Source organism: Streptomyces phaeoluteigriseus (assembly GCF_001896135.2).
Classification (GTDB): Bacteria; Actinomycetota; Actinomycetes; order Streptomycetales; family Streptomycetaceae; genus Streptomyces; species Streptomyces phaeoluteigriseus.
On sequence record NZ_MPOH02000011.1, the window covers coordinates 1,274,047 to 1,296,930 of the forward strand.

The following is a 22,884-nucleotide window of genomic DNA, read 5'->3' on the forward strand; positions in this document are numbered from 1 at the left end:
GCGATCCCGGCGGACCCGGGGCGGGGGCTCAGGTCGCCGAGTCCGCGGCCGCCGGCGACGTGCGCCTCGCCTCACGCGCCCGAGTCGCCGCACGCGCCGCGGATGGCGCCCCGGCCAGGGGCATCGCCGACCGCCCTCCCCTACCACCCCCGGGAACCGTGCCGCCGCGGGCAGGGCGTCCCCAGCCCGCCGACGGCACCTCCGCCCCCTCGACCTCAGCTCTCCCGCCGACCGCCCCCCGGCGGTGGCGCCGTGCTGTCGCGCAGGACCAGGCGAGTGGGGACCAGGGTCGTGCCGCGTTGGGGGCCGTCGCGGCGCATCTTGCGGAGTACGGCCTGCACGCAGAGACGGCCGACCTCGGCGAAATCCTGGTGGAGGGTGGTCAGCGGGGGCAGGAAGGAGCCCGCCTCGGGGATGTCGTCGAAGCCGATCACGCTGACGTCCTCGGGGACGCGCCGGCCGCGCTCGTGCAGGGCGCGCAGCAGGCCGAGGGCCATCTGGTCGTTGGCCGCGAAAACGGCGGTGCAGTCCTCTTGGGCGGCGAGTTCTAGACCGGCGTGGTAGCCGGATTCGGCCGACCAGTCGCCGCGGACGACGGGCGGCGTGGGGCGGCCCGCGTCGGTGAGTGCTCCGCGCCAGGCGTCGGCGCGGCGCTGGGCGGCGAAGGAGTCCTCGGGCCCCGCGAGGTGATACACCGTCAGGTGGCCCAGGTCCAGGAGGTGTTGGACGGCCGTGCGGGTGCCGCCGGACTGGTCGGTGTCGACGACGGTGTAGTGGCTGCCGGCGTCGGAGTCGACGACCACGACCTGGACGTGCGGCGGCAGGGTGACGGTCGCCGCGTCCAGCAGGTGGACCTCCATGATGACGATGACCGCGTCGACGGCGAGTTCCTCGAGGCGGGAGAACGCGCCGCGCACCTCGTCCGTCGTGGGCACGGCGACCGGCAGCAGCGTCACCGCGTACCCCTCGGCGGCGGCGGAGGTCGCGATGGCTTCCAGGGTGCGTACGTTGCCGGTCGTGGACAGCGTGAAGGTGATCACGCCTATGGTGCGGAACTCTCCGCGCTTGAGGGCGCGGGCCGCGCTGTTGGGCCGGTAGCCCAGCTCCTTCATGGCGGCGAGCACCTGCTGCCGGGTTTCCTCGTTCACACCGGCGTAACCGTTGGAGACCCGGGACACCGTCTGCGAGGACACCCCGGCGAGGCGTGCCACGTCCGCCATCGAGGCGGTGGTGCGGCCCCGGCCGCGAGCCCGGCGTACCGCGCCGTCCGGGCCTTGAGCACCCCCGGCCGGGCCCATGGCCGTCCCGGTTCCGTTCGCCGGGGCTCTTTCAGCCATCTCCACGCGTTGCCCCCATCTTTCTGTCGCCGTAGCTTTCAGGGTCTCCGCAGATGACCCTTGACCATGGTTATCGGGGCAGTGTAGACATGCCGCCATCAGATGTTTACGTAAACATAACAGCCCACCGCCTCTTCGCGGTGGCTGATGTTTGCGTAAACATCGTGGCGGTGCGCACGGCACGTCGGCGCGACACCGCGGGTTCCAGGACTGGATGAGCGAGGAACGACATGACGACGCTGCAACCGCCGGTGGCCGCCGAGCCGCGGCCGGCGCCCCCTCCGGCGAACCGGGACCGCCGCTCCTGGATGGGCTGGGGCTTCATCGGTCCCTTCGTGGCCGTATTCGCCCTGGTCTTCCTGGCCCCGATCGCGTATTCGATCTACCTCAGCCTCTTCCGTGACCAGCTCATCGGCGGCACGCAGTTCGTCGGCTTCGACAACTACACGCAGGCGCTGAAGGACGACCAGTTCTGGGGCGCGCTCGGGCGGGTGTCGCTGTTCCTGGCCATCCAGGTGCCGATCATGCTGGGCATCGCCCTGCTGGTGGCGCTGGCGCTGGACAGCGGCCGGCTCTACGGCAAGAGCTTCTTCCGCATCACGATCTTCCTGCCGTACGCGGTGCCCGCCGTGGTCGCCACCCTCATGTGGGGCTTCATGTACGGCACGAAGTACGGCCTGGTCGGTGACGTCAACGAGGCGTTCGGCGTCTCGCTGCCCGACCCGCTCTCCCCCGACCTGGTGCTGGCGTCGATCGGCAACATCGTCACCTGGGAGTTCGTCGGCTACAACATGCTGATCTTCTACTCGGCGCTGCGCGTCATCCCGCACTCGCTGTACGAGGCGGCGGAGATCGACGGCGCCGGACAGATCCGCGTGATCACGGCGATCAAGTTGCCCGCCATCCGGGGCGCCCTCGTCATCGCGACGATCTTCTCGATCATCGGCAGCTTCCAGCTGTTCAACGAGCCGAACATCCTGCGGCCGCTGGCCCGCAACGCCATCACCACCGACTACACGCCGAACTTCTACACGTACTCGCTGTCCTTCAACGGCCAGCAGCACAACTACTCCGCGACGGTGGCCATCATCATGGGCCTGATCACGATGGTGATCGCCTACGTCGTGCAGCTGCGCGGCATGCGCAAGGGAGCGTGACCCGATGAGCAGCCCTCTCACCACCGCCTCCCCGTCCGTACCCGCGAAGACCTCAGGTCCCGGCCGGAACACCCCGCGGCTGCGCAAGCCGGGCAAGCCCTCCGCCGGAAAGCCCAGGCGCAGCGTGCTGCTGACGGTGCTGACCTCGCTGATCGTCATCTACACCGTCGTACCGCTGATCTGGCTGGCCATCAACGCCACCAAGACGCAGACGGGTCTGGCCGACTCGTCCGGGATGTGGTTCGCCGACGACTTCGCGCTGTGGGACAACATCCGTGACACGTTCACCTACGACGACGGCGTGTTCACGCGCTGGCTGCTGAACACCCTGATGTACGTGGTGCTGGGCGCCGGCGGGGCCACCTTCCTCGCGGTGCTCGGCGGTTACGCGCTGGCGAAGTTCGACTTCCCCGGCAAGCGCGGCATCTTCGCCACGGTCATCGGCGCGGTCGCGGTCCCCGGTACGGCCCTGGCGGTGCCCACCTTCCTGATGTTCAGCAAGATGGGTCTGACCGACACCCCGTGGGCCGTGATCATCCCCTCGCTGGTCTCGCCGTTCGGCCTGTACCTGATGTGGGTGTTCGCCACCGAGGCGATCCCCACCGAACTGCTCGAGGCCGCCCGCATCGACGGGGCCGGCGAGGCGCGGATCTTCTTCACCGTCGCCCTGCCGCTGCTCGCCCCGGGCATCGTGACGGTGCTGCTGTTCACCACGGTCGCCACCTGGAACAACTACTTCCTGCCGCTGATCATGCTCAAGGACTCGGACTGGTATCCGCTGACGCTCGGACTGAGCGTGTGGAACTCCCAGGCCGAGACCATCGGCGGCGACGTCATCTTCAACCTGGTGATCACCGGTTCGCTGCTCACCATCCTGCCGCTCATCGCCGCGTTCCTGCTGCTCCAGAAGTACTGGCAGTCGGGTCTCGCCGCGGGCAGCGTCAAGGAGTGACCCCTCGGCCCAGCGGCCGTCCCCTCAGCCCCACACCGCGCACCACCACCCTCACCCCGTCCCGCCCACGAAGAAGTGGAAGCACCTCCATGCGCAGAAAGACCAGCCGCCTGCTTCGCGGCATCGCCCTCCTGTCCACGCTCGCCCTGGGCGCCACCGCCTGCGGCGGCTCGGACGACGACTCCGCCGGCAAGGCGGTCTCCGCCTCGGACATCCAGGCGGCCCTGAAGAAGGGCGGCACGGTGACGGTGTGGTCCTGGGAGCCCACGCTGAAGACGGTCGCCGCCGACTTCCAGAAGAAGTACCCGAAGGTCAAGATCAACCTCGTCAGCGAGCGGTCCGGCGACAAGCACTACACCGCGCTGTCGAACGCGATCTCGGCCGAGAAGGGCGTCCCGGACGTCGCGCAGGTCGAGTACTTCGCGGTGAGCCAGTACGCCCTCACCAAGGGCCTCTCGGACCTGGCCCCCTTCGGCGCCGACAAGCTGGCGTCCAAGTACACGCCGGGTCCGTGGAACGCCGTCAGCGAGGACAAGGCGGTCTACGGCCTGCCGATGGACTCCGGCCCCATGGCGATGTTCTACAACAAGAAGGTCTTCGACAAGTACAAGATCGCCGTCCCCACCACGTGGGACGAGTACGTCGATGCCGCGCGGGCCCTGCACAAGGCCGACCCCAAGGTCTACATCGCCAACGACGCCGGTGACGCGGGCTTCACCACCAGCATGCTGTGGCAGGCCGGTTCGCGGCCCTACCAGGTCGACGGCACCAACGTGAAGATCGACTTCGCCGACGCGGGTGCCAAGAAGTACACGGACACCTGGCAGAAGCTCATCGACGAGAAGCTCGTCTCGCCGATCAACGGCTGGACCGACGACTGGTACAAGGGCCTGGGCGACGGCACCATCGCCACACTGACCAGCGGCGCCTGGATGCCCGCCAACTTCGCCACCGGTGTGCCGAACGCGGCCGGCGACTGGCGCGCGGCCCCCATGCCGGCGTGGACCAAGGGCGAGAAGGCCAGCGCGGAGAACGGCGGCAGCTCGCTGACCCTGCCCTCGCTCGGCAAGAACAAGGAACTCGCGTACGCCTTCGTCGAGTACGCGAACTCCGGTGACGGCGTGCAGACCCGCGTCAAGCAGGGTGCCTTCCCGGCGACCACGGCGGAGCTGCAGTCCTCCGAGTTCCAGAGCACCAAGTTCGAGTACTTCGGTGGCCAGGAGGCGAACAAGATCTTCGCCGACTCCGCCGCGAACGTCGCCGACGACTGGTCGTACCTGCCGTTCCAGCAGTACGCCAACTCGATCTTCAACGACACCGTGGGCAAGGCCTACGTCTCCGGCACGAAGCTGTCGGACGGTCTGAAGTCGTGGCAGGACGCCTCGGTGAAGTACGGCGAGGAGCAGGGCTTCACCGTCGAGAAGTAGGACAGCGACAGACGATGGGCGGCGCGGGCGATGTCCGCGCCGCCCCGTGCACCACACCCCGGAAGGACCGCCATGATTTCCACCCTCCACTCCCGCCGCCGCGGGGCGGACGGTGACCCCGCCCCGCGTCTGGCCTACGGCGCCGACTACAACCCCGAGCAGTGGCCCCGGGACGTGTGGGAGGAGGACGTACGGCTGATGCGCGAGGCCGGCGTCACCGTGGTGTCCGTGGCGATCTTCTCCTGGGCCCGGATCCAGCCGGACCGGGACACCTGGGACTTCGGCTGGCTCGACGAGGTCATGGACCTTCTGCACGCGGGCGGCATCGGCGTCGACCTGGCCACCGCGACCGCCTCCCCGCCGCCCTGGCTGACCACCGCCCACCCGGAGATCCTGCCGGTGACGGCGAGCGGCGAGACGGTGTGGCCGGGTGCCCGCCAGCACTGGCGGCCCACCTCCCCCGTCTTCCGCGAGCACGCCCTGCGGCTGGTGCGCGAGCTGGCGTCCCGGTACAAGGACCACCCCGCGCTGGTGGCCTGGCACATCTCCAACGAGCTGGGCTGCCACAACGTCTACGACTACTCCGACGACGCGGCCCGCGCCTTCCGCGGCTGGCTGCGCGCCCGCTACGGCACGCTGGAGGCCCTCAACCACGCGTGGGGCACGGCGTTCTGGTCGCAGCGCTACAGCGACTGGGAGCAGATCCTGCCGCCTCGGCTGGCCGCCTCGCACCCCAACCCGACGCAGCAGCTGGACTTCAAGCGCTTCTCCTCCGACGCGCTGAAGGACCACCTGCGCGCGGAGCGGGAGGTCCTCCGCGAGATCACCCCGGACGTGCCGGTCACCACCAACTTCATGGTGATGGGCAACACCAAGGGCATGAACTACCCGGACTGGGCCGCCGAGATCGACTTCGTCTCCAACGACCACTACGTGCACCCCGGACCGCAGGACCGCGACGAGCTGTCGTTCTCCGCGAATCTGACGAGCGGCATCTCCGGCGGGCGGCCCTGGTTCCTGATGGAGCACTCCACCAGCGCCGTGAACTGGCAGCCGGTCAACGTGGCCAAGCGGCCCGGCGACCTCGCCCGCGACGCGCTGCTGCACGTGGCGCACGGCGCGGACGCGGTCTGCTACTTCCAGTGGCGGCAGTCGGCGGCCGGCGCCGAGAAGTACCACTCGGCGATGGTCCCGCACGCCGGCGCGGACAGCGACCTGTTCCGGGCCGTGACCGCGCTCGGCGACACCCTCAGGACTCTCGCGCCGGTGGCCGGGACCGAGCGGGAGACCGCCCGGGTCGGCATCCTGTACGACTGGGAGTCGTGGTGGGCCAGCGAGCAGGACTCGCACCCCACCTCCCTGCTCGACTACCGGCAGGAGGCGCTCGACTGGTACTCGGCGCTCCTCGCCCTCGGCGTCCGCGCCGACCTCGTCACCACCCGCGCCGACCTCTCCCGCCACCAGGTGCTGATCGCCCCGGTGCTGCACGTGGTGCCCGCCGAGCTGGCCAAGGAGCTGACCCGGTACACCGAGCGGGGCGGCCACCTGATCACCACGTACTTCTCCGGCGTGGTCGACGAGAACGACCACGTCTGGCTGGGCGGCTATCCGGGGGCCCTGCGCGAGCTGCTCGGCATCCGGGTCGAGGAGTTCGGGCCGCTGCGGGCCGGGGAGAGCGTGGAGCTGGACGACGGGGCCACGGGCACCCTGTGGACCGACCAGATCACCGCCGCCGACGCCGACACGCAGATCCTGGCCCGCTACCGCACCGGTGTGCAGGCCGGCCGCCCCGCCGTCACCCGCCGTCGCACGGGCGAGGGTTCGGCGTCCTACGTCTCCACCCGCCTCGGCGTCGACGGGCTCGTGTCCCTGCTGCCGCGGCTGCTGGAGCCCGCCGGGGTCGGCAGCGAGCTTCCCGAGGAGGCCCGCGGCCGGGTCGAACTGACCGTCCGCCGCGGGGACTCGGGGCGGTTCCTGTTCCTGGTCAACCGGACCGACGACACCGTGCCCGTCACCGGACTCGCCGGGGAGGTCCTGGTCGGCACGGACGGCACGGACGGCACCGACGGTGCTCTGGTCCTCGGGCCGCGCCAGGTCGCCGTACTGCACCAGCCCGCGGGCTGAGGCGGAGCGCCGGCCGGGGCATGCCGCCCGCCGAGGCCGGCGCGCACACCTCCCCGCCCCGCACGACTCCTCGGCACGGCACGCAGCCGTGCGAGGGCCATCCCCTCCCGCCCCCTCGGCGGGAGGGGCCCACGCAGCGACCGCACCGCAGTTGGGAGAACAGATGGCACGCCGTACCCGCACCGGACGGACCCTCGGGGCCGCCGGACTGACCGCTCTGGCCACAGCAGGCGCCCTGCTCGCCGTTCCGGCGCAGGCCGAGGCCGCCGCGTCCGTCACCGTGCAGCCGGACCCGTCGTACCAGCAGGAGAAGTTCGAGGGCTGGGGCACCAGTCTCGTCTGGTTCGCCAACGCGACCGGCGACTATCCGCCGGAGATACGCGAGAAGCTGGCGCGGCTCCTCTTCGGCGACGACGGGCTGGCGCTCAACATCGCCCGGTACAACATCGGCGGCGGCAACGCCCCGGACGTCAAGGACTACCTGCGCGCCGGCGGTGCGGTCGAGGGCTGGTGGAAGGCGCCCGCGGGCACCACCCGCACGGACACCGACTGGTGGAGCGCCGACGACCCGGCGGACTGGAACAAGGACGCCGACGCCGGCCAGCGCTGGTGGGTCGACCGGATCAAGGACGACATCGACCACTGGGAGACGTTCAGCAACTCCCCGCCGTGGTTCATGACCGTCAGCGGCTATGTCTCCGGCGGGTTCGACTCCAGTGCGGAGCAGTTGAAGCCGGAGTCCGTCGACGACTTCGCCGCCTACGTGGCGGGGGCGACCAAACTGCTGGAGAAGGCCGAGGGCATCAAGGTCGACACGGTCGACCCGTTCAACGAGCCGAACACCAACTACTGGGGCACCCGTCTCGGTGCGGACGGCCAGCCGGTCGGCGGCCGTCAGGAGGGTGCCCACATCGGCCCCGAGATGCAGCAGAAGGTCCTCGCCGCCCTGGCGCCGGCGCTGAAGAAGGCCAAGGTCAAGGCCGAGATCTCGGCGATGGACGAGACCAACCCGGGCATCTTCGCGACCAACTGGAACGCCTACTCGCAGGCCTCCCGCGACCTCGTCGACCAGATGAACGTCCACACCTACGGCACCGGGCAGCGCACCACCGTCCGGGACCTGGCCAAGGCCGCCGACAAGCCGCTGTGGATGAGCGAGGTCGAGGGCGACTGGGGCGACGGCCAGAGCTTCACCGACATGCGGCCGGGTCTCGGTCTCGCCCAGCAGATGGTGAACGACCTGCGCGAACTCGAGCCCAGCGCCTGGGTGTTCTGGCAGCCGGTCGAGGACCTCGACAACATGAGGCCGGGCGGTGAATCGGCGAAGGGCGGCAACTGGGGCAGCATCCAGCTCCCGTTCAGCTGCACCTCGACGGACACCCTCGAGTCCTGCCCGATCCACACCAACACCAAGTTCGACACCGCGCGCAACTTCACGCACTTCATCAAGCCCGGCGACAAGCTGATCAAGGTGGACGACACCTCCAGCGCCGCCGCCGTCACCGCGGACGGCAAGGGCGCCTCACTCGTCCACGTCAACAGCACGACCGAGGCCCGCACCGTCACGATCGACCTGTCGAAGTTCCGCAAGGTCGGTAAGAACGCGACCGTCACGCCGGTGGTCACCAGCGCCGACGGCAAGCTCCAGCCGCAGGCGCCGATCGCGGTCAGCGACCGCCGGGCCACCTTCACCGTGCCCGCCCAGTCGGTGACCTCCTTCGCCGTCAGGGGCGTGTCCGGTGTCGCCAAGGACGCCCCGCTGATCCGCAAGGGCCACACCTACACGCTGACCGGCGTGCAGAGCGGCAAGGCGGTCACCGTCGCCGCGAACGGCACCAGCCTGGTGATCGGCACCGGCAACGGCACCGCGGCCCAGCAGTGGCAGCTCGACGCCCGGTACGGCGGGACCGGCGCCCGCCAGCGGTACGTGTTCGCCAACCCGGCCGAGGGCAAGCGGCTGGCCGTCCGCGACAACGTGCCCGTGGTCGAGCCCGACACGGGCGAGCGCGACCCGGCCACCGAGTGGGTCATGTCGACCACCGGTGACGGCACCTGGACCCTGGTGAACCCGGCCACCAGCCGGGTCCTGGAGGTGGGCGGCCAGGCGACGAACGAGGGCGCCGCCGTCACGACCTGGCAGCCCAACTCCGGCTCCAACCAGCGCTGGAGGGTGACGGACGTGACGGACGTGACGGACGCGTCGTAGCGTCCGGTCCGGCAGTCCGAAGGCCCGCGCGCACCGTGTCGTCCACGGTGCGGGCGCGGGCCTCGCCGCGTCGGGTGCTCCGACCGTCAGGTGCGCAGCGCCTTGCGCGCGTCGCCGCGCGTGGCGGCCCGCCACAGCTGCGGCAGCTCCCGTTCCCGGCCGGCGGCCCCGGCCTGCTCCCGGCCGTACAGCAGGCCCCAGGTGAACCCGGGTTCGCCGACCCGGTGGGCGGCGACGGCCTGGCGGCGCAGGGTCTCGCGGGCCACGACGCTGTCGTGGTGGTCTCCGAGCGCCTCCTGCACGGCCTTGACGCGCTTGGCGAGGCGTTTCGCGGCACCGCCGAGGGCGGGCCGGGCCACCTCGGCCGCGTACCGGACGCGCTTGGCTCCCTTGCGGGCCTCGTGGAAGGCGGCGTCGCGCTCCGGCCCCGCAGGCGTCCGCAGCGCGCGCTCGACGCGGTGGGCGAGGCGGTCGTGTTCCTTCAGAAGGGCCCGGGGCAGCACCTTGGCCGGCTTCCTGGCGGCCTTCGCACGCAGCGGCGGGTGGGTGGTGAGCCGGTCCAGGGCTTCCAGGAGGGCCACGTAGCGGGGCGAGGACAGCGCCGCGAGGGTGCGGTCGCGGGCCTCGGACGAGCGGGCGGCGTCCCATGCCTGGAGGCGGGCGGAGACCGGGCCGAGGACGAGTTCGCCGGGAAGAGCGTCGACGCCGCCGCGCAACCGTGCCAGCAGTACCTCCTGGTCCCGTTCGGCGCCCAGCTCGCCGCCGAGCCACTTCAGCTCCGCCCGGACCGGCTCGGTGACCTCCCGGTCGAGGAGCGGGCGGTAGGAGCGCAGGCAGCTGCGCAGCCGACGGCAGGCGACGCGCATCTGGTGGACCGAGTCCGGCAGGCCGCGTCGTACGGCCGGATCGAGGTCCACGACGGCACGGGCCTGTCGGGTCAGGTAGGCGAGCACGTGCTCGCCGGCGGTGCCGGACGCGGTGCCGCACGCTGTGCCGACGGGTCGCGGCGCGGCGGGCACCGTGCCGGGCGTGGTTTCGCTCAGGGCGCGGGCCGCCTTGGACGGGGCGTCCGAGCGGGTGAAACCCTCCTTGCCGAGCGCCTTCTCGACGCGTTTGAGGACGGTGGGGGCGGTGTCCTCGGTGACCGCTTCGACCTCCAGCTCCGTCCAGGCGGCGTGGCCGTGGTCGCCGCGCAGCGAGTCCGCGCGGACCCGGTCGAGGGTCAGCTCGGCGAGGAGGCCGCCGTCGGCGTCGACCAGTTCCCGCACGGTCCGTTCGGTGCGCAGGCGCACCACCGGTTCGAGGCGGGCGCCGCGGGTCCGGGAGAGCGCCAGGTCACGCAGGCCCTCCGGAATGTCGTGCGGGTTTCCGCGATCGTGCGTCCCGAGGGGTACGCGGATCTCCTCGCGGGTGTCCTCGCCGAGCGGCAGTTTCAGGTGCCAGCCGGCGTCGGGGCCGCCCTCGCGGCGGCGCAGGGTCGCGGAGGCGCGGAGCAGGCGCAGGTCAGCGGTGTCGTAGTACACCGCGTCCAGGTCGTGGGCGCCCCCGTCCACGAGTGACCAGTCCTTGCCCGAGCCGGTCAGTCCTGGCAGGCGTGGGGCGTCGCCCGATGCCGGCACCTCGTATTTCCGTTCCGTCTCCCGCGTCGACTGCGTCATGTCTACCTGGTTGACACTCTGCGCCGGATCAAACGCCCGGAGCGCCGGCCGGCACGGGACCCGGCAGGTCGACGGCGTGCCGCGCGGGCACGGTGGCCGGGACGCGCTCCAGCACACCGCCCGCGAAGACGTCGTACAGGGGCAGTGTCTCCAGGTGGACGTAGCCGATGTGGCAGTCGCAGACGGCCAGCGGGCAGGCGCGGGGACGCAGTGCCGCGCGGTAGGAGCCGTCGTAGAGGTTGCCGAGCGGGGCGGGGACGAAGTGGCAGCGGCGGACGGTGCCCTCGCCGTCGACGGAGACCACCGAGTCACCGGTGCGGCAGGGCAGGCCGGCGCTGGTGTGCGGGTGGCGGCTGTAAGGGAACAGCGGGTCGAGGTCCGTCCACCGGGCGGCGTCGGCGTCGCTGTAGGTGTGGCCCTCGGCGGCGTTGATCCACAGGTACACGTGCTCGGGGAGGTCGGTGCGCAGCCGGCGGGCCGCGTCGAGGTGTTCGGGCAGGCCGACGACGCCGACGCTGAAGCGGATGCCGCGCGCGGTGAGGTCGCGGCACTTGGTGAGGAAGCGGTCGTAGGGGGTCTGGCCGGGGTGGTAGGTGCACCACAGGGCGAGGGTGTCGGGGTCGGCCTCGGCGAGCCAGTCGGTGCGGCAGCTCAGGTTGGTCTGGATGGCGACCCGGCGGACGTGCGGGAGGCGGGACAGGTCGGCGAGGGTTCGCCGGTACCAGGAGCGGACCAGGCCCTCGCCCCAGGGGGTGAACAGCAGGGAGAGACGGTCGTCGGTCTGCCGTGCGGCCCAGTCGGCGAAGCGGTCCAGGGCGTCGCGGTCGGCGCGCAGTTGGGCACCGGTGTCGCGCCGCTTCGCGAACGGGCAGTAGGGGCAGTCGTAGTCGCAGGAGGCGAGGGGGCCGCGGTAGAGCAGTGTCAGGTCCATGACGGGCGGTCACTTCCTCTCGTAGGCGGCCATGGCGGCCCGCACGGCCGGGGAGAACAGGCCGGGGCCGATCGCGTCGGAGTGGGCGAGGCCCTCCGGGGTGAGCCGGAGGACGGCCGGGTCGTCGGCCAGCCAGCCGTGCTCGGCGAGGCGCTCCAGTTCGGGGCCGAAGTCGTCGGCGGGGGCGGCGCCGAAGCGGGCCCGGTAGTCGTCGGTGCGCAGGCCGTCGGCCTGGAGGAGGGACTGGAGGAGGTGGCGGCGGCGCGCCTCCTGGGCGTCCATGGCGTGGCCGACCTCGGCGTGGGAGAAGTCGGCGGTCGTGACGTAGTCGTCGATGATCGCGCGGATCTCGTGCATGTCGACGGCGTAGTCGAAGGAGTAGTGCAGGCGGGCCGTGTAGGAACGGGCGCCGCAGCCGAGGCCGATCATGCCGTCGGTCTGGCAGGCGTAGTCGTCGGCGCCCTGGGAGGGGGCGTCCGCGCGGCGGAACATGCGCATGGACTGCTGGGTGTAGCCGTGCGCGAGGAGGTGGTCGCGGCCCGCCCGGTACAGGCGCAGCCGCTGCTCGTCCCAGTCGGGGTCGGGGCCGGTCCGGCGGCGGTCGAGGCCGGTGAGGGGGCGGATGTACAGCGGGTAGAGGTACAGCTCCTCGGGGCGCCAGTCGAGGGCCGCGTCCAGTGAGTGGCGCCAGGTGTCCTCGGTCTGGCCGTCGATGCCGTAGATGAGGTCGATGTTGAGGACCGGTACGCGGGCGTCGCGGACGCGGCCGAGGGCGGCCTCGACATCGGCGCGGCGCTGCGGGCGTACGGCGGCACGGGCCTCGGAGTCGATGAAGCTCTGCACGCCGAGGCTGAGCCGGGTGGCACCGCGCCCGGCCAGGACGGCGAGCCGGTCGGCGGTGGCGGTGGCGGGCGAGGCCTCGACGGACAGCGGGACCGCGCGCAGGTCGGCGCCCATGCGGTGCTCGGCGATGTCGCAGAGGCGGTCCAGTTCGGCGGCGGTGAGGAAGGTGGGGGTGCCGCCGCCGAAGGCCGCGGTGGCGAAGCGGACCTCGTCGCTGTCCCCGAGCGCCGCGCGTACGGCGTCCGCCTGGCGTTCGAGCGCGTCGAGGTAGGCGCCGGTCAGGCCGTCGGGTGCGCCGATGCGGGTGAAGAGGTTGCAGAAGCCGCAGCGGACCTCGCAGAACGGGATGTGCAGATAGAGGGAGAGGGCGTCCTTCGGTTCGGCCGCCCACAGGGTGCTCAGCGGGGGGCGGTCGGGGAGCGTGCGGTAGGCGGTCTTGTGCGGGTAGGCGTAGACGTAGTGCTGGTAGGGGCTGGGGCGGGTGGTCGGCTCGGCGCTGGTCGGCTCGGCGCTGGTCGGCTCGGCGCTGGTCGGCTCGGCGGTGGTCATCGGGTGGCCGTCCGTCGGGACGGGGTGCGGGGTCGGGTGCCGGGTCGGCTGTGGGGTCGGGTGCCGGGTCGAGGACGAAATGGGCGTAGGGCACGGTCCACACGGACTCGTGGCCGAGGCGGTGGCCCGTGTAGCCGTCGTCGCCGTAGGCGGTGCCGTGGTCGGAGCAGACGATCGCGAAGCAGCGGCGCCGACTGCTCGCCGCCGCGAACAGCCGCCCGATGTGCCGGTCGACGTACTCCAGCGCGGCGGCGTGCGTCTCGCGGGTGTCGCCGGACTCGCGGGTCGCGCCGGGCAGGTGGAACCAGTTCGGCTGGTGCAGCGCGGAGACGTTGACGAACAGGAACAGGCGCTGTTCGGCCGGGAGTTCGCGTACGACGCGTTCGGCGCGGGCCACCTGGTTCTCGAAGGAGTGGGGCGAGGTGACGCCGAACTCCGTCTCCCAGTGGGACTCGTGGAAGAGGCCGGGCAGCACCGAGCCCAGCGGGCCCTGCTTGTTGAAGAACCCCACTCCCCCGACGCACACGGTGTGGTAGCCCGCCTTCGCCAGGCCGGACACCAGGTCGGGGGTGTCGTGGACGAAGGTTTTGTCGGCGGTGGTCTCGCTGCCGGCGAAGCTCGCGGCGAACAGGCGTGGGTGCGGTCCGGGGGCGGCCGGGGTGGGCAGGAAGCCGGCGAAGATCGCCTGGTGGGAGGCGTAGGTGAAGCTGCCGGGGGCGTGCCGCTTCTCCCAGCGGCCGCCGGGGAGGTGGCGGGCGAGGTTCGGCAGGCGGCCGGCGGCGGCGAGTTCGGCGGCGACGTCGTGGCGCAGGGTGTCGAGGGTGACGAGCAGGAGGTCGTGGCTGCCCACCACCTCGTTCATGTCCGGTCCGTCTGCGTCCGGCTGGTTCCTGTCCCGCTCGATCATGTCCGGTCCGTCTGCGTCCGGCTGGTTCCTGTCCGGCTGGATCATGTCCGGCTCACGCATGAGGTGTTCCTGTTCTGTGCCGGGCGTGGGCGCCGCCCAGGGCTGCGGCCACCTGGGTGGCGTAGGTGTCGAGGCCCTCGGCGCCGCTGCCGGGGAGGCCGGTGAGCCGGGGCAGCAGGTCGCCGAAGGCGTTGACCTCTCCGACGGCGGATCTGCGCCAGTCGACGGCCGGCAGCAGGTCGACGCCCACGCAGAGGGTGCGCGGGAAGCAGGCGGCCGCCCGTTCGCACACGTCCAGCAGGTCGGACCAGCGGGCGCCCGCCGCCTCGACGGCCTGCCGGGCCGTGTCGAGGTCGCCGCGGCTGCCGCCGAGGTGGAGGTTCGTCAGGGGCGAGCTGCTGGTACGGACCACCGCGTGGGTGCCCGGCCGGCCACGACGACGACCCGCAGGTCGGCGGCGCGGCCCCGCTGGGAGGCCTTCGGCAGCCAGCGCTCCAGGTGCAGGCCGTCGGGGGCGAGCGCGTCGACGATGGTCGCGATGTCCCGCTCGTCCTCGTAGCGACGCACCCTGAGCGAGTTGAACAGGCTGCCGTCGGCGGTGAGTTCCACCGAGGTGGTGGCCCTGATCCGCCCCGGTCCGCCCGTCTCCACGGCCAGCACCCCCGACGCGGACGAACCGTGCGCGGGCTTGACGAACAACCGCGGCATCCGGTGCTCCCGCATCAGCGCCCGTACGTCGTCCCAGCCGCGCACCGTGGCGGCCGACGGACCCGAGGTGGGCGAGGCGGGAACCGGTACACCGGCCGAGTGGAGGACGGCGTGGCAGCGCCGCTTGTCGAACAGCACGGGAAGGTCGTCCGGGTCGTCGAGCCGGACGCCGCCGCGCAGTCCGGCGAGCGCGGCGGTGAACCCGGCGTACCAGCGGGCCGAGCCCTCGACCCGGGTGGGGTCGCCGGTGCCGCGCAGCAGCCGGTCGACCTGCGTGTTCTCCCCCGGTGAGTCGATCCGGACGATCTCCTCGGGGCCGAACTCGGCCCGCCCGCGCGAAGGACGTCCGTCCAGGCGACGACGCGCGGAGCGGGGAGTCCGGCCGCGAGCACGGCCTCCGCGAAGAGGGTGACGCGACGGTTCTCGGGGTTGCCGACGACCGCGAAGCGCGGCCGCCGACGGGGGGCGGGCCGCTGCACGGCGTCCTGTCGTGAGGTGTTCGCGGTCAGGGGGTGTTCACTCCCCCACGGCCACGTACCGCCACACCGTGCCGTCGTCTTCCTGTTCCTCGTCGGCGTCGTCGCGGTCCAGGTCCACCTCGACGCCCTCGGTCTCGATGGTCCGGCGGATCCGGTCCTGGAGAGCCTCGCTGAGGTAGTGGTGGTGCAGGTCGAGCTTCTTCAGATGGGTGAGCGGCTGTCCGGCGAGGAGCGCGGCGGCGCCCTCGTCGGTGAGGATGCCCATGGACAGGTCCAGGACCTCCAGGCGGGCGACCACCGGCGCGGAGGCCACCGCGGCGGCGACGGCGTCCTGCATCTCGCTGTTGCGCAGCGCCAGGTGGCGCAGGCGCGGCAGGCGGGCACCGGACAGGATCGGCTCCAGGTCGGCGGCCTCGCTGTCGCCGCCGTAGTCCGGGGTGCCCAGCCACAGGTCGAGGTGCTCCAGCGCGGGCAGGTCGCTGGCGCCGACCCCGCGCACGACCTCGGCGGGCAGGCCGCCGGCCTCCATGGTGAGCCGGCGCAGGGCGCGGTGCTCCAGCGCGGGGAAGCGCAGTCCCGAGCCGCCACGGACGCCGAACTCCTCCAGGTCCGGGTAGGCGACGAGGAGGGGGGTCAGGTCGGTCTGGTTGATCCAGGAGATCTCGCACTCCTCGACGACCATGTCCCCGACGAACAGCGCCCGCAGCGCGGGAAAGCGCTCCCGGGCCGCCACCAGCGCCGCGACGACGGACGAGGGATCACTGTCGTACGCCTCCTCCCAGGCGCCGACGATCAGCGCGCGCACCCGGGTCGTGTCGACGGCTTCGCAGAAGCGGGCGAAGGCCTGCGTCCACTCCTCCTCCGCGTCGTACACGCCACCGCTGATCCGCCAGGCGAAGGCGTCCGGCTCGGGCAGGTCGTCGGTCCGCGCGTCGGGGCCCGGGAAGTTGTAGGCGGGCAGCCGGTACAGCGCGTCGAGGTGGTCACCGATCGTCATGCGGCTGCTCCTGTGGAGGAAGAGGGTGCGTTGCGTGTGACCGCAGTTCTACCAACAGGCACTGACAGGGCCGGTGGCGGGGCGGCGGTCGGGCCCTGCGCCGGGGCCGTTGTCAGTGGGTGCCCCTACGGTCTGCGCCATGAGTCCGGTGCGGTCCCGCGCCGGTGGGAGGGAGGGCCGTTCGTGTACCGGCAGGGAGACGTACTGATCGTTCCGGTGGCCGAGGGGGCCGTGCCCGCGCATGTCGCCGCCGCGCCGAGGGAGCCTCGTGACCGGCGGGGCCGGCTGGTGCTTGCGCTGGGCGAGGTGACCGGGCACGCCCACGCGGTCGTCGGACCGGGGGAACTGGTGCGGGAGCCGGGGCCGTTCGGCCCGATGTTGCTGCACCTGCCGCAGGGCGGCCAGGTGGTGCACGAGGAGCATGCGGTGATCTCCCTGCCCAAGGGGTGGTTCCGGGTGATCCGGCAGCGGGAGTACGTGCCGGGGTCCGTGCGGATCGTGGCGGACTGAGCGGGGTGGCGGCGAAGATGACGGAGGAGCGGATGGCAGGCACGGACGGTACGAGCGCGACCGGTCCGCGGGGCACGGACGGTACGAGCGCAGCCGGACCGCGGGACACGGCCGTCGGGGACGTCGGGTTGTGGCGCGCGTGCGCGGCGGCGGCCGTCCCCGCCGATCGGGTGGCCGCCGAGGCCGGTGTCCGGCGCGCCTACCGGCGGGCCGGTCTGGCGGAGCCGGAGCGGGTGCTGTGGGCCGCCTCCCCGCGCGAGGCGGTCACGCTGATACGCGCGCTGGACGACCCGGGACCCAGTGTCCGGGAGGCGGTCCGCACGGCCCCCTGGGCACGCGAACGGGCTCGGCTGCACGCCGAGTTGGGGCCCGCCGGCTGGGCGGCGCACTGGGCGGCGACGGGTGGCCGCCTGTGGGAGACCACGCAGGTGCTCGTCGAGCGGATCCGGCGCGGCGTGCTGGACGAGATGACCGACGGGACGGGGACAGCGGGGGCGGGGCCGGGGACTGGGACCGCGGCTCGGACCGGGGCTGGGACCGGGACCGGCACGGGGACAGGGACTGAGGCTCGGACCGGGGCTGGGACCGGGACCGGCACGGGGACAGGGACTGAGGCTCGGACCGGTGCGGGGACCGGTGGCCGGGCCGCCGAGGCCGAGTTGCGGCTGCTCCTGCTGGACGCCGTGCTCGGGCAGCACGACGCGCCGTGGCTCGCCGCGTTCCCCACCGACCGGGAGCCGCTCGACGGGCTGGCCGCGGTGTGCCGCAACGCCGGCTGGTGGTGGCCCTTCGCCAGGGTCGCGGTGGTGTGTGAACGCCCCGTCGCCCTGCACCGCGACGAGGCGGGCCGCCTGGACCGCGGGGACGGCCCGGCACTGGCCTACCCCGACGGTTTCGCCCTGTACGCCTGGCGTGGCATGCCGGTCCCCGCCGCGTTCCTCGCGGAGCTGACCGCTCTGACACCGGACCGGATCCGGGCCGAGGAGAACGCCGAGCTGCGCCGGGTGATGCTGGAGCACTACGGCTACGACCGCTATCTCGCCGACTCCGGCGCACGGCCGCTGCACCGGGACGAGACGGGCACCCTGTGGCGGATCGACCTGGACGGCGACGAGCCGGTGGTGATGGTGGAGGTCCTCAACTCCACACCGGAACCGGACGGCACCCGGCGCACCTACTGGCTGCGGGTGCCGCCGTCGACCCGGACGGCCCGCGAGGGGGTCGCCTGGACGTTCGGACTGCGACCGGACGTGTACGCGCCGGTGCGCGAGACCTGACGACAGGGCGCGGGCCCGCTCCACCGGGCGGGCGCGCGGGCGTCATCCTCCGAACACCCTCCGGACACAGCGGTGCCCGCGGCGAGTCGGCCTCGGTACCGGCAGGTCCGACCGGGGCCTCGCACCGCCCAAGGCCCCGGCTCAGCCCTCGGCGGAACGGGCCAGGACGTCCGTGACCTGCCGGTGGACGACCTCCCTGGCCTCTGCGGGCAGGGCGCCGAACTCCGTGCGGTCCAGGGTGCCCAGCGCCTCCTCGGGGCCGGCCCCGCACGGGACGCTCTCGTTGAGCACCTCGTAGCCGTCGCGGGCGGCGACCCGCAGCAGCCTGCGACCGTCGCCGTCGGCGTGGACGGCGGTCGCCACGACGAAGGGCGGCGGGCCGCCCGCGTCCGCGGGAACCTTGTGGTATCCGCTCACGACGGGTTCACGCCAGCGCAGGCCGAGCAGGAGATGCCGCTTGGCCACGACCTCGGCGAGGTCGGTCTCGTACACCCGGTCGGTCTCGAGCACCGTGGCCCGCGCGTCCAGGACGAGGGCGGCGGGCAGCAGACAACGCAGGGTGCTGCCGACGATGTTGCCGCCGACGGTGGCGGTCCTCCGTACGGCTCCGGTGCCGACGGTGGAGGCGGCCCGGCGCAACACCTCCGGCACCTCGGCGTCGATGCGGTGCAGCACCACGGCCGCGCCGAGCGTCCCGCGCCCGACCGCGTTGGCCGCGGGCAAGTCACGCAGGGACATGGCCAGTTCGGGGAAACCGTCCCGCTGCCAGGTGGCCCACACGAGAGTGGCCCCGCCTATCGGTACAGCACCCTCAGCGAGGCATTCCTGCGCTTCGGACATGGAGGTGGGAAGACGCAACAACACGGCGACCGACCTGCCTTCCCGGGGAAGTTGGCGGTGCGGACCGACGCCTCCGCCATGTGATCACTGGCAGAGCGCATTCTGCCCACGCCTCTGGGGGCGCGTACAGGGCTCACTGACGCGCTGTGTGCGCCCCTCGTGTGGGTGGCGACCGTGGGTGGCAGCCGTGGCCCCGTGGGCGCCGGCCGTCGGTACCGGCCGTCGGTACCGGCGCGCAAAATCCGTTGCGGCCCGTGTCTCCTCCCCGGACCCTGCCTTCATGTCCTACGTCCTTCGTTCGGCCACGCTCGCCGACGCACCCGCCGTCACCGACCTGCTCAACGCGGTCGACCTGATCGAGATCGGCCGTCCCGAGACGGACCTGCACACCGTCGAGGCCGATCTGAAGCACCCGGAGACGGACCTCGCCCAGGACTCCTGGCTCGCCTTCGACGGGGATCGACTGGTGGCCTACGGCCTGCTGTGGGACGAGTCGTCCGGCGAGCGCGTGGACATCGACCACTACGTCCTGCCCGAGCACCAGCAGGCCGGCCGGCTCCTGTTGGAGGCGATGGAGGCCAGGGCGCTGCGCAAGGCCGTCGAGAACGGTTGCGCGCGAGCGGTGGTCCATCTGCACCTCAACGTGCGGCCCACCCTCGACACCGAGGTGATCCGCGGTCGCGGCTGGTCCGTCGTACGGCGTTACCACGTGCTGCGCCGCCCCCTGGACCGGGCCGCGGACCTCGCGCCCGTGCCGCCCGCGGGCGTGCGGGTGCGGGCCTGCGCCGACGAGGCCGACCGCAGGCGGGTGCACGAGCTGTACCAGGCGAGCTTCGCCGGGCACTTCGACTTCCAGCCGCGCGGCTACGAGCAGTGGCTGCACGACGTCGACGCGCAGGGCCTTGACTGGTCACTGGTGTGGATCGCCGCCACGGACGGACTCGGCGACACCGGTTTCCTGCTGGCGCGCGACGACCGTGAGGCCATGGCCTGGATCCGCAGCATCGGTGTGGTGCGCGAGGCCCGCGGCCGGGGTCTCGCCGGACTGCTGCTGCGGCACGCCTTCGCGGCCTTCGCCGCGCGGGGCCGGGACACGGTGGGCCTGGGGGTGGACACCTCGAACACCACCGGCGCACCCGAGCTGTACGCGCGCAACGGGATGACCGTGCACTACGCCGTCGACACGTGGGAGGCGGTACTGACGTGAGCGCGTCTCCCCTCCGTCCGGTTCAGTCCCCGAGGGCCAGCCAGGGCCGCGGGTCGGCGTAGTAGCCGTCGTGGACGACCTCGAAGTGCAGGTGCGGGCCGGTGGACAGGCCCGTCGAGCCGACCCTGCCGATCGGGGTGCCGGTCCGCACGCTCTGCCCGGCGGCGACGCCGAGGACGGAGAGGTGGCTGTAGGTGGTCTCCAGCCGTTTGCCGTCGATGGTGCCGTGGTCGATGACGATGCGGTTGCCGTACGCCCTGGTCATGGCCGCGAAGACGACCCGGCCGTCGCGGGCGGCCGCGACCTGCGCTCCCTGCGGCGCGCCGAAGTCCACTCCGGTGTGCAGCTTGGTCACGCCGGTGAGGGGGTGCTGGCGGGAGCCGTAGGGGGAGGTGATGAGGAGGGTGGTCACGGGTGGGGCCAGGATCGCGTCGGCGGGGCCGCCGCCGGCCGGAGTCTCACGGTCGAACGCCTCGTAGCGCGGGAGGAGTCGCTTCACCTCGGCGAGGTAGGTCCGGGCCCCGGCGGGCACGCGGCCGGCCGCGGCGACCTCCCGGCCGCCCACGGCGAACGCGGCGAGGGTGAGGTCCACCAGGTCGCCGGTGACGGTGCCGTCGGTCCTGAGGTCGGTGACCTCCCCGGCGAGGGCACAGTCCTGGCGACCGAGCGCCATGATGGCGTCGGCGGGGTCGCGGGGCGAGGAGTTCCCGTTGCCGTCGTCGTCCTTGCCCCAGGTCCGCCACTCCGCGTCCGTGAATCCGGCGATGCCCTGCTCGCCGGAGAGCCGGCCGGTGTCGTCCCGCCAGCCGGAGAGCTGGTCGATCTGCGCGGCGAGCACGGACGGCGTGACCACGGTGCATCCGGCCGCGGCCTTGCGCAGCCACGGCACGTAGGTCTCGTTCACCCCCGGCACGGTGACCTGCTGCCCGTCCGCCCCCGGTGTCCGGTCGGAGGGCAGCCCACCGGTCAGCGCGAGGAACCCGGCCACCCCGGACAGGGTGAGCAGACCGGGCAGCACCAGGAAGGTGAAGGCTCCGGGGCCACGTCTGCGGGGGCGGGGGGTGGACTGCGGCGGCGGGGGTTGCGGCGGCGCGGACTGCGGCGGGGTGAGGGCGGCCGGATCTGCGGCGACACCGGGAGACCGCTCCCCCGCCGAGCCCTCCTCCGGGCGCTCCGGGCGCGTCTCGACGGCCCCGCTCTCGCTCATGCGACGGGCCGTCGGGGGGAGTTGCTCGTGCTCACGGGCGGACGCTAGCGCGGGGAGCGGACGGAGTCATCGGACGGGGAGGCAGAGGCGGATGTTCCCAGGGGCAGACCTGGTGCGTCCGGGCGGGCGCCGTGGGGGACGGGGAAGCCGGGTGCCGGTGACGTGGGCGGTATCCGGGCCGGGGTGGGCGGGCCCGGTGCCGGGACGGACGAGAGCGCTGCCGGGGCGGTGCGGGCGGGCCGGTGACGGCGGGCCAGCCACAGCACGGCGGCGGTGTACAGGGCGACTCCGGTCAGGTCGAGGGCGACGAGTTCCCAGGGCGCGTCGGCGGCGGTGTCGTCGCTCTCGAGGCCGTCGACGACGAAGGCCGCGGCGGCGAAGGCGAAGAGGTTGTTGACGGCGTGCAGCCCGATGGCCGCCTCCAGCCCGCCGGTACGCACGGTCAGCCAGCCCGCGACGGCCCCGAAGACCACCAGGTCGGCGAAGCCCCAGGGGGTGCCCCAGCCGTGGGCGGCGGCGAACAGCACCGCCTGGGGCACGATCGCCGGCCAGGGTGAGCGCAGGAAGGCGCCGACGGCCTGGATGAGCCAGCCACGGAAGGCGTACTCCTCGGCCGCCGCCTGAAGGGGCACCAGCACGACCAGCATGGCCAGGGCCGGCCCGAAGACCGCCCAGCCCGCCCACTGTTGCTCCGGCCCGTCCTGCGCGGGCAGCAGGAGCATCGCCCCGGTGGTCAGGGCGAGGATCGGCAGCGCCACGAGCAGGCACCGGCCGAGCCACCGCCACCGCAGTCCGCCCGTCACGGAGGAGACCGTGCCGGCCGGGCGGCGGCCGATCCAGCGGACCGCGAGCAGCACGAGGGGGATGGCGACGGCGAGCATCGTCAGATCGACGGCGGTGGTCGTCACCGGGCCGAACTCCACGGTTCCGTCCGGGCCTTCACGGTAGCCCCGGGCCACTCCCACGGCGGAGACGAGGACGTAGAGCAACCCGACCGTCACCGTGTACGTCACCGCCACGAACAGCGTGCCCAGCACGGGCCGCCACCATCGGTGACGTGCCGAGATCCGGGCCAGCCGGTGATAGCCGAGCGGTTCGGCGGGCAGGCCCGGCGGCGGGGCGGGAAGGAATCCGGGGAAGTACGGTGCGGTGGCGGACGGGTTCGTCATGGCGGCAAGCCTCGCCGACCGCCCGTCCCCGGTCATCGGTCCGGCGCAGGAAGGGCACCTCCATCGCAGGGTGGAGAGCGGCTTCGTACCGGGGGGGGGCGGGTGCAGCCCGGTCGTGGCGCGACCTACGCTCGCTGCTACATGGAGACGATACGCAACTGGGTGCTCCCCGCCCTGCTCGCTGCCGGACAGCTCGCCTGGCTGGGGACCGGCGCGGAACTGGCCGGCGAGGAGGTGCCCGGGTCGCCCGGCTCGCCGCCGTCCTGGCCGCCCTGGCCGTCGAGACCGTCGCGCTGGGCCGTCGGCGGCAGGCGCCGGTCCGGACCCTGGCCTGGACGCTCGGCACGCTCGTCCTCGGCCAAGTAGTTTGGCAGGACGGCTACTTCGGGCTCGGTGCGC

Annotated in this window: 17 protein-coding genes and 2 pseudogenes; 9 read left to right on the forward strand and 10 right to left on the reverse strand. The window is 72.7% G+C overall.

Annotation, left to right across the window (positions count from 1 at the left end):
* Nucleotides 1-215: 215 nt before the first annotated feature.
* Nucleotides 216-1,220 (reverse strand): LacI family DNA-binding transcriptional regulator, encoded by a 1,005-nt coding sequence (locus tag BM536_RS16935; RefSeq protein WP_170109918.1) that lies wholly within the window; start codon nt 1,218-1,220, stop codon nt 216-218.
* Nucleotides 1,221-1,567: 347 nt separating this feature from the next.
* Between BM536_RS16935 and BM536_RS16940 the strand changes: the two genes are divergently transcribed.
* From BM536_RS16940 to BM536_RS16960, 5 genes are all read left to right on the forward strand, one after another.
* Complete coding sequence (locus BM536_RS16940; protein ID WP_073494620.1) at nt 1,568-2,494, forward strand: carbohydrate ABC transporter permease; 927 nt, start codon at nt 1,568-1,570, stop codon at nt 2,492-2,494.
* Between the two features lie 4 nt (nt 2,495-2,498).
* Nucleotides 2,499-3,446, forward strand: a complete 948-nt coding sequence (locus tag BM536_RS16945; RefSeq protein ID WP_073494622.1) for a carbohydrate ABC transporter permease — start codon at nt 2,499-2,501, stop codon at nt 3,444-3,446.
* Between the two features lie 89 nt (nt 3,447-3,535).
* The gene (locus tag BM536_RS16950) at nt 3,536-4,873 is read left to right on the forward strand and encodes an ABC transporter substrate-binding protein (protein WP_073494624.1); all 1,338 of its coding nucleotides are present in this window, start codon (nt 3,536-3,538) and stop codon (nt 4,871-4,873) included.
* Nucleotides 4,874-4,945: 72 nt separating this feature from the next.
* Nucleotides 4,946-6,997 carry a beta-galactosidase gene (locus BM536_RS16955; RefSeq protein ID WP_094103089.1) on the forward strand — a complete coding sequence of 684 codons (2,052 nt, stop codon included), beginning with the start codon at nt 4,946-4,948 and terminating at the stop codon, nt 6,995-6,997.
* A gap of 163 nt (nt 6,998-7,160) precedes the next feature.
* Entirely contained in the window at nt 7,161-9,203 is a 2,043-nt protein-coding gene (locus tag BM536_RS16960; protein ID WP_094103090.1) for an RICIN domain-containing protein, read from the forward strand.
* An 86-nt stretch (nt 9,204-9,289) separates the two neighbouring features.
* Here the strand turns inward: BM536_RS16960 and BM536_RS16965 are convergent, their stop codons facing one another.
* The 6 genes and pseudogenes from BM536_RS16965 to BM536_RS16990 form a co-directional block, all read right to left on the reverse strand.
* The gene (locus tag BM536_RS16965) at nt 9,290-10,861 is read right to left on the reverse strand and encodes a CYTH and CHAD domain-containing protein (protein WP_094103091.1); all 1,572 of its coding nucleotides are present in this window, start codon (nt 10,859-10,861) and stop codon (nt 9,290-9,292) included.
* 28 nt (nt 10,862-10,889) lie between these two features.
* The gene (locus tag BM536_RS16970; protein ID WP_094103092.1) at nt 10,890-11,792 is read right to left on the reverse strand and encodes an STM4011 family radical SAM protein; all 903 of its coding nucleotides are present in this window, start codon (nt 11,790-11,792) and stop codon (nt 10,890-10,892) included.
* Between the two features lie 9 nt (nt 11,793-11,801).
* Nucleotides 11,802-13,184, reverse strand: a complete 1,383-nt coding sequence (locus BM536_RS16975; protein WP_073498084.1) for an STM4012 family radical SAM protein — start codon at nt 13,182-13,184, stop codon at nt 11,802-11,804.
* A 46-nt stretch (nt 13,185-13,230) separates the two neighbouring features.
* Nucleotides 13,231-14,046: pseudogene (locus BM536_RS16980) on the reverse strand (STM4013/SEN3800 family hydrolase); the annotation flags it as partial.
* 97 nt (nt 14,047-14,143) lie between these two features.
* Nucleotides 14,144-15,278, reverse strand: a pseudogene (locus BM536_RS16985) (STM4014 family protein).
* Between the two features lie 37 nt (nt 15,279-15,315).
* A complete protein-coding gene (locus BM536_RS16990; protein WP_094103093.1) occupies nt 15,316-16,275 on the reverse strand; it encodes an STM4015 family protein in 960 nt (319 codons plus the stop codon).
* A gap of 183 nt (nt 16,276-16,458) precedes the next feature.
* Here BM536_RS16990 and BM536_RS16995 point away from each other — a divergent pair, with 183 nt between their 5' ends.
* Both BM536_RS16995 and BM536_RS39555 read left to right on the forward strand, forming a co-directional pair.
* Nucleotides 16,459-16,785, forward strand: coding sequence for a hypothetical protein (locus BM536_RS16995; RefSeq protein ID WP_073498082.1), 327 nt, complete (start codon nt 16,459-16,461; stop codon nt 16,783-16,785).
* Nucleotides 16,786-16,817: 32 nt separating this feature from the next.
* A complete protein-coding gene (locus BM536_RS39555) occupies nt 16,818-18,062 on the forward strand; it encodes a DUF6745 domain-containing protein (RefSeq protein WP_245873527.1) in 1,245 nt (414 codons plus the stop codon).
* Nucleotides 18,063-18,203: 141 nt separating this feature from the next.
* On the opposite strand, the gene BM536_RS17010 is transcribed toward BM536_RS39555, so the two are convergent.
* On the reverse strand, nt 18,204-18,926 hold the full coding sequence (locus BM536_RS17010; RefSeq protein WP_094103094.1) for an FAD binding domain-containing protein: 723 nt from the start codon (nt 18,924-18,926) through the stop codon (nt 18,204-18,206).
* A gap of 256 nt (nt 18,927-19,182) precedes the next feature.
* Between BM536_RS17010 and BM536_RS17015 the strand changes: the two genes are divergently transcribed.
* On the forward strand, nt 19,183-20,109 hold the full coding sequence (locus BM536_RS17015; protein ID WP_073498078.1) for a GNAT family N-acetyltransferase: 927 nt from the start codon (nt 19,183-19,185) through the stop codon (nt 20,107-20,109).
* Between the two features lie 22 nt (nt 20,110-20,131).
* On the opposite strand, the gene BM536_RS17020 is transcribed toward BM536_RS17015, so the two are convergent.
* Together BM536_RS17020 and BM536_RS17025 are read right to left on the reverse strand one after the other, a co-directional pair.
* Nucleotides 20,132-21,316 carry a M23 family metallopeptidase gene (locus BM536_RS17020; protein WP_094103095.1) on the reverse strand — a complete coding sequence of 395 codons (1,185 nt, stop codon included), beginning with the start codon at nt 21,314-21,316 and terminating at the stop codon, nt 20,132-20,134.
* A gap of 44 nt (nt 21,317-21,360) precedes the next feature.
* Nucleotides 21,361-22,485 carry a CPBP family intramembrane glutamic endopeptidase gene (locus BM536_RS17025; protein ID WP_094103096.1) on the reverse strand — a complete coding sequence of 375 codons (1,125 nt, stop codon included), beginning with the start codon at nt 22,483-22,485 and terminating at the stop codon, nt 21,361-21,363.
* 141 nt (nt 22,486-22,626) lie between these two features.
* On the opposite strand from BM536_RS17025, the gene BM536_RS40795 reads away from it, so the two are divergent.
* Complete coding sequence (locus tag BM536_RS40795; protein WP_158086529.1) at nt 22,627-22,851, forward strand: hypothetical protein; 225 nt, start codon at nt 22,627-22,629, stop codon at nt 22,849-22,851.
* Nucleotides 22,852-22,884: the final 33 nt, after the last annotated feature.

What these genes read in the sequence shown, in the direction of transcription:
- BM536_RS16935 (WP_170109918.1), bottom strand. Translation starts at nt 1,220, where the DNA reads ATGGCGGACGTGGCACGCCTCGCCGGGGTGTCCTCGCAGACGGTGTCC.
- BM536_RS16940 (WP_073494620.1), top strand. Translation starts at nt 1,568, where the DNA reads ATGACGACGCTGCAACCGCCGGTGGCCGCCGAGCCGCGGCCGGCGCCC.
- BM536_RS16945 (WP_073494622.1), top strand. Translation starts at nt 2,499, where the DNA reads ATGAGCAGCCCTCTCACCACCGCCTCCCCGTCCGTACCCGCGAAGACC.
- BM536_RS16950 (WP_073494624.1), top strand. Translation starts at nt 3,536, where the DNA reads ATGCGCAGAAAGACCAGCCGCCTGCTTCGCGGCATCGCCCTCCTGTCC.
- BM536_RS16955 (WP_094103089.1), top strand. Translation starts at nt 4,946, where the DNA reads ATGATTTCCACCCTCCACTCCCGCCGCCGCGGGGCGGACGGTGACCCC.
- BM536_RS16960 (WP_094103090.1), top strand. Translation starts at nt 7,161, where the DNA reads ATGGCACGCCGTACCCGCACCGGACGGACCCTCGGGGCCGCCGGACTG.
- BM536_RS16965 (WP_094103091.1), bottom strand. Translation starts at nt 10,861, where the DNA reads ATGACGCAGTCGACGCGGGAGACGGAACGGAAATACGAGGTGCCGGCA.
- BM536_RS16970 (WP_094103092.1), bottom strand. Translation starts at nt 11,792, where the DNA reads ATGGACCTGACACTGCTCTACCGCGGCCCCCTCGCCTCCTGCGACTAC.
- BM536_RS16975 (WP_073498084.1), bottom strand. Translation starts at nt 13,184, where the DNA reads ATGACCACCGCCGAGCCGACCAGCGCCGAGCCGACCAGCGCCGAGCCG.
- BM536_RS16990 (WP_094103093.1), bottom strand. Translation starts at nt 16,275, where the DNA reads ATGACGATCGGTGACCACCTCGACGCGCTGTACCGGCTGCCCGCCTAC.
- BM536_RS39555 (WP_245873527.1), top strand. Translation starts at nt 16,818, where the DNA reads ATGGCAGGCACGGACGGTACGAGCGCGACCGGTCCGCGGGGCACGGAC.
- BM536_RS17015 (WP_073498078.1), top strand. Translation starts at nt 19,183, where the DNA reads ATGTCCTACGTCCTTCGTTCGGCCACGCTCGCCGACGCACCCGCCGTC.
- BM536_RS17020 (WP_094103095.1), bottom strand. Translation starts at nt 21,316, where the DNA reads ATGAGCGAGAGCGGGGCCGTCGAGACGCGCCCGGAGCGCCCGGAGGAG.
- BM536_RS17025 (WP_094103096.1), bottom strand. Translation starts at nt 22,485, where the DNA reads ATGACGAACCCGTCCGCCACCGCACCGTACTTCCCCGGATTCCTTCCC.
- BM536_RS40795 (WP_158086529.1), top strand. Translation starts at nt 22,627, where the DNA reads ATGGAGACGATACGCAACTGGGTGCTCCCCGCCCTGCTCGCTGCCGGA.